This window comes from Pseudomonas sp. B21-015, assembly GCF_024749285.1.
Classification (GTDB): domain Bacteria; phylum Pseudomonadota; class Gammaproteobacteria; order Pseudomonadales; family Pseudomonadaceae; genus Aquipseudomonas.
Map to the genome: position 1 here is coordinate 1098184 of NZ_CP087196.1, position 14866 is coordinate 1113049.

The 14866-nt window shown below is 55.0% G+C and carries 17 protein-coding genes, 1 tRNA gene and 1 pseudogene; 8 read left to right on the forward strand and 11 right to left on the reverse strand.

Annotation, left to right across the window (positions count from 1 at the left end):
- The first annotated feature begins 114 nt into the window (after positions 1-114).
- Entirely contained in the window at positions 115-1332 is a 1218-nt protein-coding gene (locus tag LOY38_RS05075) for an MFS transporter (protein WP_258699083.1), read from the forward strand.
- Positions 1333-1499: 167 nt separating this feature from the next.
- Positions 1500-1733 (forward strand): hypothetical protein, encoded by a 234-nt coding sequence (locus LOY38_RS05080; protein WP_258699084.1) that lies wholly within the window; start codon positions 1500-1502, stop codon positions 1731-1733.
- A gap of 187 nt (positions 1734-1920) precedes the next feature.
- Here the strand turns inward: LOY38_RS05080 and LOY38_RS05085 are convergent, their stop codons facing one another.
- From LOY38_RS05085 to LOY38_RS05095, 3 genes are all read right to left on the reverse strand, one after another.
- On the reverse strand, positions 1921-2346 hold the full coding sequence (locus LOY38_RS05085; RefSeq protein WP_258699085.1) for a hypothetical protein: 426 nt from the start codon (positions 2344-2346) through the stop codon (positions 1921-1923).
- An 84-nt stretch (positions 2347-2430) separates the two neighbouring features.
- Positions 2431-2886, reverse strand: a complete 456-nt coding sequence (locus tag LOY38_RS05090) for an SLATT domain-containing protein (protein WP_258699086.1) — start codon at positions 2884-2886, stop codon at positions 2431-2433.
- A gap of 351 nt (positions 2887-3237) precedes the next feature.
- Positions 3238-4083, reverse strand: a complete 846-nt coding sequence (locus LOY38_RS05095) for an AraC family transcriptional regulator (protein ID WP_258699087.1) — start codon at positions 4081-4083, stop codon at positions 3238-3240.
- Between the two features lie 83 nt (positions 4084-4166).
- Between LOY38_RS05095 and LOY38_RS05100 the strand changes: the two genes are divergently transcribed.
- From LOY38_RS05100 to LOY38_RS05115, 4 genes are all read left to right on the forward strand, one after another.
- A complete protein-coding gene (locus LOY38_RS05100; protein ID WP_258699088.1) occupies positions 4167-4790 on the forward strand; it encodes a glutathione S-transferase family protein in 624 nt (207 codons plus the stop codon).
- A gap of 172 nt (positions 4791-4962) precedes the next feature.
- Positions 4963-5868: a DMT family transporter gene (locus tag LOY38_RS05105; protein ID WP_258699089.1), complete on the forward strand. Its 906-nt coding sequence runs from the start codon at positions 4963-4965 to the stop codon at positions 5866-5868.
- Between the two features lie 771 nt (positions 5869-6639).
- Complete coding sequence (locus LOY38_RS05110) at positions 6640-6927, forward strand: putative quinol monooxygenase (protein WP_258699090.1); 288 nt, start codon at positions 6640-6642, stop codon at positions 6925-6927.
- A gap of 203 nt (positions 6928-7130) precedes the next feature.
- Positions 7131-8018: a helix-turn-helix transcriptional regulator gene (locus LOY38_RS05115; protein WP_258699091.1), complete on the forward strand. Its 888-nt coding sequence runs from the start codon at positions 7131-7133 to the stop codon at positions 8016-8018.
- 178 nt (positions 8019-8196) lie between these two features.
- On the opposite strand, the pseudogene LOY38_RS05120 reads toward LOY38_RS05115, so the two are convergent.
- Positions 8197-8514 (reverse strand): annotated as a pseudogene (locus LOY38_RS05120) (helix-turn-helix domain-containing protein); the annotation flags it as partial.
- Here LOY38_RS05120 and LOY38_RS05125 point away from each other — a divergent pair.
- Positions 8397-8789 carry a diguanylate cyclase domain-containing protein gene (locus LOY38_RS05125; protein ID WP_258699092.1) on the forward strand — a complete coding sequence of 131 codons (393 nt, stop codon included), beginning with the start codon at positions 8397-8399 and terminating at the stop codon, positions 8787-8789. The pseudogene LOY38_RS05120 and the gene LOY38_RS05125 sit on opposite strands and share 118 nt — an antisense overlap.
- Positions 8790-9070: 281 nt before the next feature.
- Positions 9071-9502 carry a DUF3592 domain-containing protein gene (locus LOY38_RS05130; RefSeq protein ID WP_258699093.1) on the forward strand — a complete coding sequence of 144 codons (432 nt, stop codon included), beginning with the start codon at positions 9071-9073 and terminating at the stop codon, positions 9500-9502.
- Between the two features lie 173 nt (positions 9503-9675).
- On the opposite strand, the gene ychF is transcribed toward LOY38_RS05130, so the two are convergent.
- The 7 genes from ychF to lolB form a co-directional block, all read right to left on the reverse strand.
- Entirely contained in the window at positions 9676-10776 is a 1101-nt protein-coding gene (gene ychF, locus LOY38_RS05135; RefSeq protein WP_258699094.1) for a redox-regulated ATPase YchF, read from the reverse strand.
- A 23-nt stretch (positions 10777-10799) separates the two neighbouring features.
- Complete coding sequence (pth, locus tag LOY38_RS05140; protein ID WP_258699095.1) at positions 10800-11384, reverse strand: aminoacyl-tRNA hydrolase; 585 nt, start codon at positions 11382-11384, stop codon at positions 10800-10802.
- 169 nt (positions 11385-11553) lie between these two features.
- Positions 11554-12153, reverse strand: a complete 600-nt coding sequence (locus LOY38_RS05145) for a 50S ribosomal protein L25/general stress protein Ctc (RefSeq protein WP_258700658.1) — start codon at positions 12151-12153, stop codon at positions 11554-11556.
- Positions 12154-12295: 142 nt separating this feature from the next.
- Complete coding sequence (locus tag LOY38_RS05150) at positions 12296-13237, reverse strand: ribose-phosphate pyrophosphokinase (protein WP_003171603.1); 942 nt, start codon at positions 13235-13237, stop codon at positions 12296-12298.
- 46 nt (positions 13238-13283) lie between these two features.
- Positions 13284-13358 (reverse strand) — tRNA-Gln (locus tag LOY38_RS05155).
- Positions 13359-13394: 36 nt separating this feature from the next.
- On the reverse strand, positions 13395-14246 hold the full coding sequence (gene ispE, locus LOY38_RS05160; protein WP_258700659.1) for a 4-(cytidine 5'-diphospho)-2-C-methyl-D-erythritol kinase: 852 nt from the start codon (positions 14244-14246) through the stop codon (positions 13395-13397).
- Positions 14247-14248: 2 nt separating this feature from the next.
- On the reverse strand, positions 14249-14866 hold the full coding sequence (lolB, locus tag LOY38_RS05165) for a lipoprotein insertase outer membrane protein LolB (RefSeq protein ID WP_258699096.1): 618 nt from the start codon (positions 14864-14866) through the stop codon (positions 14249-14251).

Below are 14866 nucleotides of genomic sequence, written 5' to 3' on the forward strand. Positions count from 1 at the left end.
GGCTATCACCTTTTTTGAGGTCGTTAGCAGGCTAAGGGGATGGCGCTGTTGCACCGAAAAATGGCACATTGACCGACCTGCCAGTGTGCACCCATCTGCAGTACGGAAACTCTCATGGCTATCAGTAACGCTCAGTCCGCCTCGACATCGGCGCCCACTACTTCACAAAACAGTCCGCTGGTCATGCGCATCATCGGCGCGGTGGCACTGGCGCATCTGATCAACGACCTGATTCAGGCGGTGCTGCCGTCGATCTATCCGATGCTCAAGGCCAACTATGGCCTGAGCTTCACTCAGGTCGGCCTGATCACCCTGACCTTTCAACTGACGGCCTCGCTGTTGCAACCGTGGGTCGGTTACCACACTGATCGCCATCCCAAACCCTGGCTATTGCCGGCCGGTACCGTCTGCACATTGGTCGGCATTCTGATGATGTCTGTGGTCGGTAGCTTTGCGATGATTTTGCTGGCGGCGGGGTTGATCGGTATCGGCTCGTCGACCTTTCACCCGGAAGCTTCTCGCGTGGCGCGACTGGCCTCGGGTGGGCGCTTTGGCTTGGCGCAGTCGACATTTCAGGTCGGCGGTAATGCGGGCTCGGCCTTCGGGCCGTTGCTGGCGGCGGCGATCATCATTCCCTACGGGCAGGGCCATGTGGCCTGGTTCGGATTGTTCGCGCTGTTTGCGTTGTTCGTGCTGTACCGGATCAGCCGCTGGTATGCCAACCACTTGAATCTGTTCAAGCTCAAACAAGGTCATGCAGCGACTCACGGCTTGTCGAAAGGCCGGGTGATCAGCGCACTGGTGGTGCTCGGGTTGCTGGTGTTCTCCAAGTATTTCTACATGGCCAGTTTCACCAGTTACTTCACGTTCTACCTGATCGAGAAATTCGACCTGTCGGTGGCCAGCTCGCAGCTGCATCTGTTCCTGTTTCTCGGTGCGGTAGCGGCGGGGACCTTCTTCGGCGGGCCGATCGGCGACAAGATCGGGCGCAAGGCGGTGATCTGGTTCTCAATCCTCGGCGTCGCACCGTTCACCCTGATCCTGCCTCATGTCGACCTGTTCTGGACCAGTATCCTGAGCGTGGTGATTGGTTTCATCCTTGCCTCGGCGTTCTCGGCCATTGTGGTGTATGCGCAAGAACTGGTGCCGGGGAATGTCGGAATGATTGCCGGGGTGTTCTTCGGTCTGATGTTCGGTTTCGGCGGGATTGGCGCGGCGTTGCTTGGGTATTTGGCGGATATTCACGGTATTGAGTACGTGTACTTCCTGTGTTCGTTCTTGCCGCTGCTTGGGGTCTTGGCGATCTTCCTGCCACGGACCAAAAAAGTCTGACCGGGACCTGCGGCAGGCTATTTTGGCCGAGAGTTGGTGAAGAACAAGCTGCCGACCTGTCACGCTGGCGATATCATCGTCAGTCTGGACGCTCAAGTCAGCGGCGGGCATCGGACCGCAGCGCTCGGTGTCTTCCATGATCATCAAGTCTCAAGGAACATAGGCCCATGAATCTCTACAGTCAGTATGCGTTGGCCTGCGTGGGGATGATGCTGCTGTACATTTGCGTAAGGCGCTACGTACTCAGGAAATGGCTGGGTATTGCTCTGGTCGGTTTGGGCTTTGGTGTGATATTTGTGCTGCCGCCCTACATTGGCAGCATCGATGTCGGGATCTTTGCAATCGCGGTAGTGGGGGCGGGGTCTTCGATGTTCTTCAATCGGAGTAAGTACCGAGTATGACCATAACGGTAGTGGCACACCGGTTTCACTGGGGTGGATGACGAAGGGAGGCCGGTACGACCAGCGTTTGCAGCAACCGCTTTTGATATGCCGGATGTCCTTTTCGCTCGTGAGCGCTCTCGTAAATAGGAAAAGCCCGCCTGTATCAATACACGCGGGCTTTTCCATGCTTGGTTAATTCATCGCATCAAATGCACTTCAAATCGTCAATGACGACTTTGCTGATCAACTCGTCTCTATCTTTTGCGATTTGTTTGAATGACGCTTTGAATTTTGAGCGGTCTCCTGCCTGATAAGCTTTCGACATGGCCGTGCTATTTCCAAGGGACGAACCGTCCGCACTATAGAACCGCACACCCATGGTTAAAAACATTTTGCATGATTTTGAGTACGTCACATAACCATTCAGATCGAACCTGTCGTCCAGACTCGCTTCCAGTTTCACCTGATCCAGGGTGGCCACACTAGATACTGCCGGGCTTACTTCGACTTTCATTTCCTGAAACCCGTTTCTCACCGAAGTGCGAAGATTGTTGATGCCATCCCTAATTGGATTACTGCATCCTGACAAAAATAAAATACAAATCGGGAGTGCCACGGCTAATTTCTTCATGTATTTCTCCTTTAGATAAAACTGTGCGCGATGGCACGTGATGGGTGGGGCAATACAGTTCAGGTGCACATTAATCGCCTCGATTCAAGCTTGCCCCAGTTTCCTCATCGTTGACTTAGGCAACGTCGGGGCATCAAGAAGAATCGAATCAAGGCGCTTGCGGATGTCAGAAACAATTTGCCCCAGGACAGCCTCGTCCTTGCAGCTGGCAATTTCGTCCTGAGTTTCACGGGATATCGCACCGGGCTTCTTGGCGGTGTCTTTGTGCCCAGCGGCGGGGGTGTCGAAGTTGAGGGAGGTCTGTACCGAACTCAAGACCAAGGTCAGGATTGATATGAATCCGGCGACATATTGGAGCCAGACGAGCGAGGACTCATTGATTGAGCTAAAGACGCTGGCGCTGACTACCGCTGACAGCACCACGCAGGGAATGCCCAGTTGCCAACTGAACTTCCCGAAATCCCGGGCATTGATTTCGTGTTCAATCTGCAACCGCACGATCATGCGATTCCATTTGCTTAGTAGCTCGAGCCGACCCATGGTTGCAATCCTTTGCCGGGGGTTCAGGGGAATACTAATTACCATTTGGCCACCTATCAGGGCTCAGGGTCAAGAACATGTAGCGCTTGCTGAGAGGCGATTTTGGGATGGATGTGCAGTTCGCCATGGCCCCACAGTTCGACCCTTCCAACGCCTGTTTCCGGCTCGACTGGACGCCACCGATGGACACCCGCGTGTCAGCCAACAGTTCCGGCTGTCGCAGATCTGCGGTGAAACACAATACTTGTGGGAGGGGCCGGTGTACCCGATGTTGAGTTTCAACGGGGCAATTTTCAGGCACAAAAAAGCCGCGTCGAGACGCGGCTTTTTCTTGGGTGTTTCTTTACAGGCTCAGGTACTGCTTTTGCGGAAACTGCCGGGTGTGATGCCCACTACTTTTTTGAAGGCCCGGGTCATGTGGCTTTGATCGAAGAAGCCGCAAGCGAATGATGCTTCGGTGAGACTGGACCCGGTGCGCAGCAGTTTTTGGACCTGAGAGATCCTTTTCTGGATTTGATAGCTGTGGGGGGAGACGCCAACGCTTTTTTTGAACACCCGAATCAGGTAGAGCGGGTCCAGGTTGACCAGTTGCGCCAATTCTTCCAGAGACAGATGTTGGTCGAACTCGTCTTCGAGCTTCCTCTTGATCCTTTGCACGGCGTGCTGCTCAGTCGCACTGACCGGTTCGATGGGCGCGCCGCTGCGCTCGAAGAGCTGCGTCACCAGATCCAGCAGAATAGTTTCCCGTTCAAGGCTGGAGGGGGATTTTTCAATGATTTGATGTTGATGCAAAAAGGTCCGGGCGAAGTCGGGGGACTGGCTCAGAGCTGTTTGAAAAAGATGAATATGATCGTCTGAAAAACGCCCTTGAAACACCATCCGATTGACCCATTCGGGGTCGATATAGAGCATTCGATACATCCAGCCCTCATCATGACCTGGCAAGCCGTCGTGGATCTCCCCGGGGGTAATGGTGACCACACTTCCAGCGATCCCCATGTAGTAGCTGCCGCGATAAAAAAGTTTTTCAACACCGCTACTTATAACGCCGATAGCGTACCGGTCATGTGAATGTCGGCCGAAAGATTGAGTACTGTAACGCGCAGATAACAACTCACAGTCGCCTTCGGGTATACGCCGGAATTGAACAAAGTCCTTGTCTTTTTGAGGGGCTTTGTCACGGCGATTCTCGTCCATGAGTTGTCCAGTTTTGTGCAATACGTATGAAAAAAAGGTCGCTAAATTTAGCACCTATTTCATGACACAAGCTAGGGGATGCGATGTCTACAAAATTGGTTGTTGGGGATTTTAATAAGTCTTCGTGGTCATTTCGTGCGTGGCTGGTTCTTGTGACAGCGGATGTTGCGTTTGAAACCCTTCAGATCAAACTGGAACAAAGCGACACCCGCCAGCGCATTCTGGAGCACTCGCCTTCCGGCAAGGTACCGGCGCTGCTGCTTGATGATGTCGTCATCAACGACAGCCTGGCCATCAGCGAATACATTGCCGACACATATCCGGCCGCCAACCTTTGGCCCCTGGATTCACGGGTCAAGGCCCTGGCACGAGCTGCTGCGGCAGAGATGCACTCCGGCTTCACCCACTTGCGCACGCAGATGTCGTTTGGCCTGAACACCGGTGACATCCCAGAAAGCCTGACCGCCGAGACCCGAGAGGAAATCATGCGGGTATTCGCTATCTGGAACCAGCTCCGTGAGGTGAGCGGTTCAACACAGTTTCTCTGTGGTGACTTCGGCATTGTTGATGCGATGTTTGTTCCGGTGGTGTTCCGCTTCCGTCGTTATGGTATTGCCATCCCTACGCAACTGCAGGGTTATGTCGAAAACATTCTGGCTTATGCGCCGGTACAACAATGGTTGAAATTGGCCGCGCAAGAAATTTAAAGAACTGCATTGCTGCTAACTATTAAAGCCAATTAAAAATTAGTTATTTTTTGACTCGTGGCAGAAAAGACCCTTGAGGCTTTCTGCTTTGTCGAGCCAGATATTTTTTGCCGGGGGGATAAGTTACGAGTGTTCATAAAGTTAATGCCGGTCTTTATCAATGAGGCTTCTCATGTCGACTAATAACAATCGGGCAATCATTGAATTGACCATCGGTGGACTGATGCTCAGTCTGTCTGCTCTAGCCGTCGCTTTCGCCCATATCGGTGCAGGTGGCGCAGGGTTCTATCGGATGGTGTTCGCCTCGATCCTGTTCTTCCTGCTGCTCAAGGTGCGCAAAACACCGGTGCTGCTCAAAAGCGCCAAGGCGCAGCTGTACACCGCGTTGGCTGGGGTGTTTTTGGCCATTGACCTAGTGCTTTGGCACCAGAGCATCTATATCGTTGGCCCGGGTATCGGGTCGATCCTGACCAACTGTCAGGTGTTCTTCATGACCCTACTGGGGTTGTACCTGTTGAAGGAAAAACCTTCGATCTACTTCCTGGTATCCATTACCTTGGCATTTGTTGGGCTCTATCTGTTGTTGCTACCCGAGATGACCAGTGCGGTAGGGATCAGGGGCGTGGTGTATGGCGTGCTGTCGGGGCTGGCGTATGCCATCTGCGTGTACTTCCTGAAGATCAACACCCAGTTGCCTGACAGCGGGGGTGACAAGATCGCACAGATGCTCAATTTGAGTCTTTGGGCGGCACTGGTTCTGCTGGCATACGCGCTGGCAACTGGGGAAAGCTTGGCCATCGTGGATGGGCAAACCTTGCTGATGCTGATCATATACGGGGTACTGGTGCAGTTTGTCGGCTGGCTGCTGGTCAACCGTTCGATCGGAGCCATCAGCCTGGGGTTGGCCGGTCTGATCCTGTTACTGGAGCCGGTGATCACGTATTTCATTGATGTCGCCTTTCTCGGCAAGGTCAGCTCCACGCTGCAGATTTGCGGCGCGCTGGTGACTATCTTTGCGGTTTACATCGGCTCAATCAAACCGCCTGAGAAAGCGCACCCTTTACCCGAGGCGACCTGACAGAAGGTATACACGGCGGTCTCGTGGATGACGGGCTGCCGTGATCCTGGCCAATGCGATACGCGCAGGCCCGCAAGGTTTGAGCATGATCTCGATCTTTGGCTCGAATCCAAAGCTACCTGAACCTCAACCAAGGAGGGCATTAAAAATCGCTGACTACTTCAGGCCTTCCCAAGGTCACGGATTCCGGCACCAAGGGTCATTCTGGCGTCGGCGCCAACACCCCCGATTCCCAAATCATTAAAATTCCATTGCTTCGGTGGAAGTATTCCGCTCGCCCGTGTTACCCAATATAGGCCGTTTTTGAACCACGCCTGACTCCCCGTTCCCGCAGGCGACGCATGCCATCGGCCGTCGCGCAAGAAAAATGCAAGAGTGACTGGAATCGTGCATTTTCAATCATTTTCAATCATTTTCATTTTTTAACTATGTATATAGTAGTTGCTTCCATAGCGAATTCTTTGCGTTATATCGAATCGACACCAAAAAAGGACTTTACGTAATGACCTCTAACGAAAGATGGTTTTCGACGCAGCACTGCGCGTCATGTGAGAGGAAAAGATTCTATTGATGCAGTCCAGGTCAAACAATGGATCAAGAACTTAGTGGTTCCGCTGGTCGGCTTGGCCATGTTAGATACGGGAACGGAACGGTAAATGAAAGCCTGAACATTCTTTTCGTATTCTGCGCATTTTGTTTGGCCGCCTCGTCAATCTACGGTTCCTGCAATCGACGACGTTTTTTGTAGTCAAACCCAACTGGAGAAGTAATATGTCCGTCAATCTCGTCATCAGCTTTAATGTAAAAGAAGAAAAACTGCAATCGTTCAAGGACATCATGAACGATGTGAAGATCAATCTGCCGAAGGTGGACGGTTGCCAAACGGTCAAGATCCTCAACTACTTGGAAGATCCACTCGCGTTCACGCTGGTGGAAGTTTGGGATTCGCGTGAAATTCACGGCACCCATGTCGACCAAATGGTCTCGAGCGGTCAGTGGAAGGTCATCGTCGAGCATCTGAGCAGCGCGCCGGTCAGCGGCTACTTCAGCGAAGTTTGATGCCGTAACGTCAGCGGCCGGGCGCGTGCGGCGGACCGCGCCGTCTCGGCCATGCATGCGCTACTTGCCGTGACGTATTTCTGCTACTTTCCTGGATATCCTCTTCCGTCCCGAACGTCCTACACGCTTGGGCAGCAGCGTGTCGCGCTGCTGGATACCGTCCTGTCCAAATGGGGCGGCCAATTTGTTGAGAAGCCATAGCAATGACACTCGAAGTAGTACCGGCGGCGCTTTATTCGATGCGCAACGTAAAGCCTATCCTCGCTGACGGTAGCTCGTCCATCCTCCATAAAACGCTTGAAACGAACCTGGAAAACAAGGCGATTTATATCGCCACGCCGTTGATCGTCTACATCAAGCGGGGCAAGCAGATTATTCGCGACTATGACGCCATGGCCAATGTCGTCGACGAGAATCATTTGATTTTCCTCTCCAAAGGCGTTTATACGGTATCGGACTACGTCACTGGCAGCGATATCTTCGAGGCGGTGCTGCTGTTTTTCGACGACAAGCTGATCGCCAAATACCTGTCGCGCGCGGCCGGCACAGGCAATTCGCACACGGACGGCCTGCAGAAAAACGTGCACGGCACTTATACCCTGCACGCCAACGAACAGATTCAGCGCTATATCGATTCGCTGAATTATGTCTACAAGGGCGCGGAGGGCTCCGACGCGCTGCTGGAATTGAAACTGCTCGAACTACTGCACCTGATCGCCATCCAGGACAAGTCCTTCCGTTTCCTGCGCGAGCTGTCCTGCGGCGGCAGCCGCAAACGCCGCCTCATCACCGACTTCATGGAGCAGTACTATTCGCACAAGCTGAAGATTGAAGACTATGCCCTGTTGACGGGACGCAGCGTGTCGACCTTTATCCGCGACTTCAGGCGCAGCTACAACACCACCCCGAACCGCTGGATCATCGAAAAAAAAGTCGACATCGCGCATCAGCTGTTGACGACTGAAAATTATTCCGTCACCGACGCGGCAGCGGAGGTGGGATATGAAAATACCTCCCACTTCATCAAGGTCTACAAGCAACGGTACGGTGTCACGCCGAAGAAAGCCAAGACCTTCGCGGCAGAACTGTAGCGCGACAAGGCCCAAGCCCCCCGCTGGCGCGACAGGGTGTTGTTGGGCGTGGTTGTAGTCGCCGACTAGATTTTGACCTGGGCGGCCGATTCTGCCTGACCCCGGCCGAACCATCGAAAGCCGCGCTGACCCTCGTTTTGTGCGTAGTAGGCTGGGTCAACGGATTCTGGCACCAAAGGTCAATCTGGCGTCGGCGCCAACACTCACGGCTAATGGTAGAGGCTGCTCGCCCTAGCAGCGTTGCTATGGAACGGATCGAGTTGTCTGCCACCACTGCACGCGAAATCTCTTCGCGCTCAGCCAACGTCAGCGCCAATCTGGACCTGCGGCGTACAGCTGGTCTGATACCGCCTGTTTCCGCCAAGATGCGCTGTATCGATGAGTGGTTTCGTTCAAATAGTTGGGCGATCTGCTGGAGAGAGTCGCCTTTCCGCCAGTGATCCCACATCAGTTTTTTCTGGCTTTCGGTGTAATAGATCCGAGGTCTCCGTTTCATCTGCAACACTCCTTCTGCTTACACAGAATGTAGTTTCTGGCGGTATTGCCGGAACCGATCTCGATCGGGCTGCCGAAAGCGCAGAGCGCATCCGCAAGGCGATCCAGGGATTGGTGACTGACAGTGACGGCCATAAAGTCGGCGTGACGCTGTCCATCGACATTACGCAATATCGTGCTCAAGAGGCGCTCAGTAACGCCATTGCCCGGGCCGATAAGGCACTCCACAAGGGCAAGTCGGCTGGGCGCAACAGGGTGGAAGTGGCGCTGGCTTGATGGCGTCGGCTGCGCCGTCGAGTGAAGGGCAGATCGCGTTATAGGCGGTAGCCCAAGCAACTGGTCGATCTCACTGGCTCGCAAGCTAGCCCCTATAAAGGACGGCCGGCATTGATCCAGCTCTCGATCTGCTCCTGGTTGGCCGAGAGCGTCGATACTTTCTTCGGTCAGAACGTCGCAATTCTCGAACATGCATTATCTGCTGCGTCGTACCAGGCACTTCCCGGTGGTTTCTTGTTATCCTGACGGCCCTCTTTCATGGACGAATACCGAGACAAGCCATGGCTAACCTCACCCCGTCACGCCTCGGGAAGATGCTTCAGGGGCTGCTCTTTGCCCTGATTGGTATCGGCTTGTTGGGCATTGCCGTCAATCTCACGCTTGAACGACGCGAATTCCTCGCCCACGCACAGACCGCCGATGGCATCGTCAGCCACTTGAATGCTGGTAGTTCGCATCCCGAGATCGCCTTCACCACCAGCAGTGGTGAAAAGATTTCCTACCCCCAGGGCGGCTTCATTTTTGGCTATCAGCAGGATCAGCCGGTGCGGGTGTATTACCTGCCCGAGCAGCCGGCCAGTAGCGCCGTGGTCGATACCCCTGCCGCACTGTGGGCCACTCCCGGGGTGCTGGGTTGTATTGGTCTGCTGTTTACCCTTGCCGGCCTGTTAAGGGGCATCCGTCAGCGCGGTCGCGGCGCAGTTCATTCATAAAAGACTTTGAACGATGAGCTACAACATCCCGATCCCGCTCAATGACAGTCGCTGGCAGTATCAGACCGCCAGCGGCGGCGGTCTGAGCTATCTGTTCTAGTTGCGCATAGCGGCTCGATATAACGCCCACAAAAAAGCCGCGAATCAACGCGGCTTCTTCGATTCCAACAACGCTACACGTTGAAACGGAAGTGCATCACATCGCCGTCTTTAACGATGTAATCCTTGCCTTCCAAGCGCCATTTACCGGCTTCCTTGGCGCCGGCCTCGCCCTTGTACTGGATGAAATCGTCGTAAGCGATGACTTCGGCGCGGATGAAGCCTTTTTCGAAGTCGGTGTGGATCACACCGGCGGCTTGTGGCGCGGTAGCACCCACACGGACAGTCCACGCGCGGACTTCTTCGACACCGGCGGTGAAGTAGGTCTGCAGGTGCAGCATTTCGTAGCCGGCGCGGATCACGCGGTTCAGGCCAGGTTCTTCAAGGCCCAAGGCTTCGAGGAACATGTCTTTCTCTTCGCCGTCTTCCAGTTCGGCGATTTCGGCTTCGATCTTATTGCAGACCGGAACCACCATGGCGCCTTCTTCTTCGGCGATGGCTTTGACGATGTCCAGCAGCGGGTTGTTCTCGAACCCGTCTTCAGCGACGTTGGCGATGTACATGACCGGTTTGGTGGTCAGCAGGTGGAAGCCACGAATCACCGCTTTGTCGTCGGCGCCCATGTTCTTCATCAGCGTGCGCGCTGGCTTGCCGAGGGTGAAGTGAGCGATCAGTTGCTCCAGCAGACCTTTCTGGACCACGGCGTCCTTGTCACCACCCTTGGCGTTGCGAGTGACTTTCTGCAGTTGCTTCTCGCAGCTGTCGAGGTCGGCGAAGATCAGTTCGAGGTCGATGATCTCGATGTCGCGTTTCGGGTCGACGCTGTTGGAGACGTGGATCACGTTCTCGTCTTCGAAGCAGCGGACCACGTGGGCGATGGCATCGGTCTCGCGGATGTTGGCGAGGAATTTGTTGCCCAGGCCTTCACCTTTCGAGGCGCCGGCAACCAGGCCAGCGATGTCGACGAATTCCATGGTAGTCGGCAGGATGCGCTTGGGATTGACGATGACCGCCAGGGCTTCCAGGCGCGGATCCGGCATCGCTACGATACCGGTGTTCGGCTCGATAGTGCAGAAGGGAAAGTTCTCGGCCGCGATCCCGGATTTGGTCAGGGCGTTGAACAGGGTGGACTTGCCGACGTTAGGCAGGCCGACGATGCCGCAATTGAATCCCATGGTGTTTCCCCGAGGAGTTAGAGTCAGGCCTTCTGGCTGTGCAGGTTTTTCATCGCGCGGTTCCATTCACCGGCGAGGATATCCGGCAGCACGCCGAGGGCAAAGTCGATGCTGGCATCGAGTTTTTCCTGTTCGGCGCGTGGCGCACGACCCAGGACGAAATTTGAAACCATACTGGCAACGCCCGGGTGGCCGATGCCAAGCCGCAGGCGGTGAAAGGTATTCTGATTACCCAGTTGCGCAATGATGTCGCGCAACCCGTTATGACCGCCATGGCCGCCGCCCTGTTTGAGCTTGGCAACGCCCGGAGGCAGGTCGAGTTCGTCATGCGCCACCAGAATCTCTTCAGGCTTTATGCGAAAGAAGCCGGCAAGTGCCGCCACGGCCTGGCCGCTGCGGTTCATGTAGGTGGTGGGAATCAGTAGACGAACATCCTGACCTTGATGCGAATAGCGCCCGGTCAGGCCGAAATATTTGCGATCGGCCACAAGGCTGACACCTTGCGCGTGTGCGATGCGCTCAACAAAAAGGGCCCCTGCGTTATGCCGGGTCTGTTCGTATTCAGCGCCTGGATTTCCCAGGCCAACGATCAGTTTGATGGCAGTCACGATAGGGGCCCTTCCTTGAAGTGGTGGATAACATCGCCGCAATCAGTGGGTGCGGCGAAAGTGGACGACAAGTGCTCATTTACCATTATGTAAACTCCGCGTTCTCGCCCGCTTTCTCGCTACGCTCTAGTCCGCGATGTTTCCGGTCACTCCGGCGTACAGAGTGAAATTACTCTGCAGCGCCTTCTGCAGCTTCTGGAGCAACACGTGGAGCGTGAACGTTGGCAACAGCCAGGTCGTTACCGTGAGCCAGAGCAACAAACTCAACGCCTTTAGGGGCTTTGAGGTTGGACAGGTGAATGATCGCGCCGACGTCGGCATCAGCCAGGTCAACTTCGATGAATTCAGGCAGGTCTTTTGGCAGGCACGAAACTTCGATTTCAGAAACAACGTGCGAAATTTCGCCGCCTTTCTTGATCGGAGCAGCTTCGTTGATGAAGTGTACAGGCACGATAGCGGTCAGTTTCTGGCCAGCTACGACGCGTACGAAGTCAGCGTGCATCACGTGGCCTTTGGCCGGGTGACGCTGCAGAGCCTTGATGATTACGTTTTGCTTGGTGCCGCCAACGTTCAGCTCGATGATGTGGCTGTAAGCCGCTTCGTTTTCGAGCAGTTTGGCAACTTCTTTAGCCAGCATGCTGATGGATTCAGGGGCTTTTTCGCCACCGTAAACTACAGCTGGAACCAGGCTTGCGAGACGACGCAGGCGGCGGCTCGCACCTTTCCCCAGGTCGGAACGCACTTCAGCATTCAGAGTAAAATCGTTCATGTTGTATCTCCAAAATAACCACATTCGCCCCAGCGTTTGCGACCAGCGCTAAAGGCGATATGGGCAAAAAAGCCCCGCCCCGACAGGAATGCCGGGGCGGGGCGCTTTTCGTCAACGAGATGTTTTGAAAAGGGCAGGGCCCTTAACGGAACATCGCGCTGATCGATTCTTCATTGCTGATGCGGCGGACCGCCTCGGCAACTACCGGTGCGATATCCAGTTGGCGGATACGCGCACAGGCTTGTGCTGCAGCGGACAGCGGGATGGTGTTCGTCACCACCAGCTCGTCCAGCACGGAATTTTCAATGTTTTCGATCGCCCGACCCGACAGCACAGGGTGCGTGCAGTAGGCGAAAACCTTGGCAGCGCCATGCTCTTTCAAGGCCTTGGCCGCGTGGCACAGAGTGCCGGCGGTATCGACCATGTCATCGACCAGAATACAGGTACGCCCTTCGACATCACCGATGATATGCATCACTTCAGAGTGATTGGCTTTCTCACGGCGTTTGTCGATGATCCCGAGATCCACGCCCAGGGATTTGGCAACAGCCCGTGCACGCACGACGCCACCAATGTCCGGGGACACGATCATCAGGTTTTCGAAGCGCTGATCTTCAATGTCATCCACCAGAACCGGGGAGCCGTAGATGTTATCTACCGGAATATCGAAGAAACCCTGGATTTGGTCAGCATGCAGATCAACCGTGAGAACACGGTCGATGCCGACTACGGTAAGCATGTCAGCAACGACTTTCGCGCTGATAGCCACACGTGCGGAACGCGGACGGCGATCCTGACGGGCATAACCAAAGTAAGGAATAACAGCAGTGATACGAGTAGCCGAGGAGCGGCGGAAGGCATCAGCCATCACTACCAGTTCCATCAGGTTATCGTTGGTCGGAGCGCAAGTCGGCTGAATAATGAAGACATCTTTACCGCGGACGTTTTCATTGATCTCGGCTGTAATTTCACCGTCGGAAAATTTACCGACAGAGATGTCACCGAGAGGGATATGCAGCTGACGTACGACACGCCGAGCCAGATCGGGGTTAGCGTTCCCCGTAAAGACCATCATCTTGGACACGCGCAGTACCTGAAGGCTGAGGGTAACCTGGATGAGTATAGGAAAATGGCAGGGGCGGCTGGATTCGAACCAACGCATGGCAGGATCAAAACCTGCTGCCTTACCGCTTGGCGACGCCCCTGTATCTGTTGCAACGATTACCCAGTAATCGGTTCCTTTAGAGCAGACTTTGCAGCTTGCGATGCAACATCGAAACGTTGCTTCCTTTTGCTACAAACCCTGTAAGGGTCTCTGTAAGAAGGGCCGAGACTTTATCAGCTTCAGCTTTGCTTGGGAAGCCCCCAAACACACAACTTCCAGTTCCGGTGAGCTTTGCTTCGGTAAAATTACCTAACAAATTCAATGCGTTACGTACCTCTGGATAACGCCTTGCTACCACCGGCAAGCAGTCATTTCGACTGTTTCCCTTGGGAACGGGGCGCACTTTAATGGGAGGAGAGTTACGTGTCAACAGCGGATCTGAAAAAATTTCTGCTGTACTTACAGATACTTGCGGCACCAGCACCAGATACCACGGTTCCTCGGGTTCTACAGGTGTGAGTTTTTCCCCCACACCCTCGGCGAAAGCCGCGTGGCCACGCACGAAAACCGGGACGTCGGCGCCCAGCGTCAGGCCCAGAGAAGCCAGCCGATCCTCATCCCAACCCAGTTGCCAGAGATGATTGAGGCCTAGCAACGTGGTGGCCGCATTCGAACTGCCGCCACCGATTCCGCCGCCCATGGGCAGGATTTTTTCGATCCAGATGTCGATGCCCAGCGAGCAACTGGATTGTTCCTGAAGTTTTTTTGCGGCTCGAACAATTAGATTGCTGTCGTGAGGAACACCGTCGAATTCGGTGTGCAACCGAATCACGCCATCATCGCGAACGGCGAAGGTGATTTCATCGCCGTAGTCGAGAAACTGAAAAATCGTTTGCAGCTCGTGGTAACCGTCTTCACGGCGACCGAGGATGTGCAGCATCAGGTTGAGCTTGGCGGGTGAGGGCAATGTCAGGCGTGGCGCAGTCATGTTCACTGCCCCAGTTTGCGTGGTTGCCATTCCTTGATCACCAGCGTGACATCAAGGTCGGTGCCGTGCAGCTTGATCCGCTCGGGCAGCCAGTAGCCGTTTTGCTCGGCATAGCTCAGGTACTCGACCTGCCAGCCATCCTGTTCGAGATTGGCCAGGCGGCTGTCGACGTCAAGGGTCAGGCGGCTTTTGCTGTCCGGGGCCGGGAGCCCGCGAACCCACCATGCCAGATGGGAAACCGGCAATTTCCAGCCCAGTTGTTCTTCAACCAAGGCTTCCGGGGTCTGCGCGTCATAGCGGCCCTGATTGGCCACTTCCAGCGAGACTTTGCCCGGACGACCGGTCAAGCGAGCCGCGCCACGACCCAGCGGGCCGGAGAGTCGGATGTCGTAGTAATCCTGGCGTTGCAACCAGAACAGCGTGCCGCTGCCCGAATCCTTGGGCGCACGGATGCCGATCTTGCCGTTGATCTGCCAGCCGTCGAGACCGGTCAGTTGCTGTTTGTGCTCGCGCCATTGGGCCTTGTTGCCTTGACCCTGGACCGATTCGCGGGCACCGAAGCCCGCGCAACCGGCGAGCAGGGCGATGAAGCTGAAAACGATGAAGTGGCGCAAAAACAT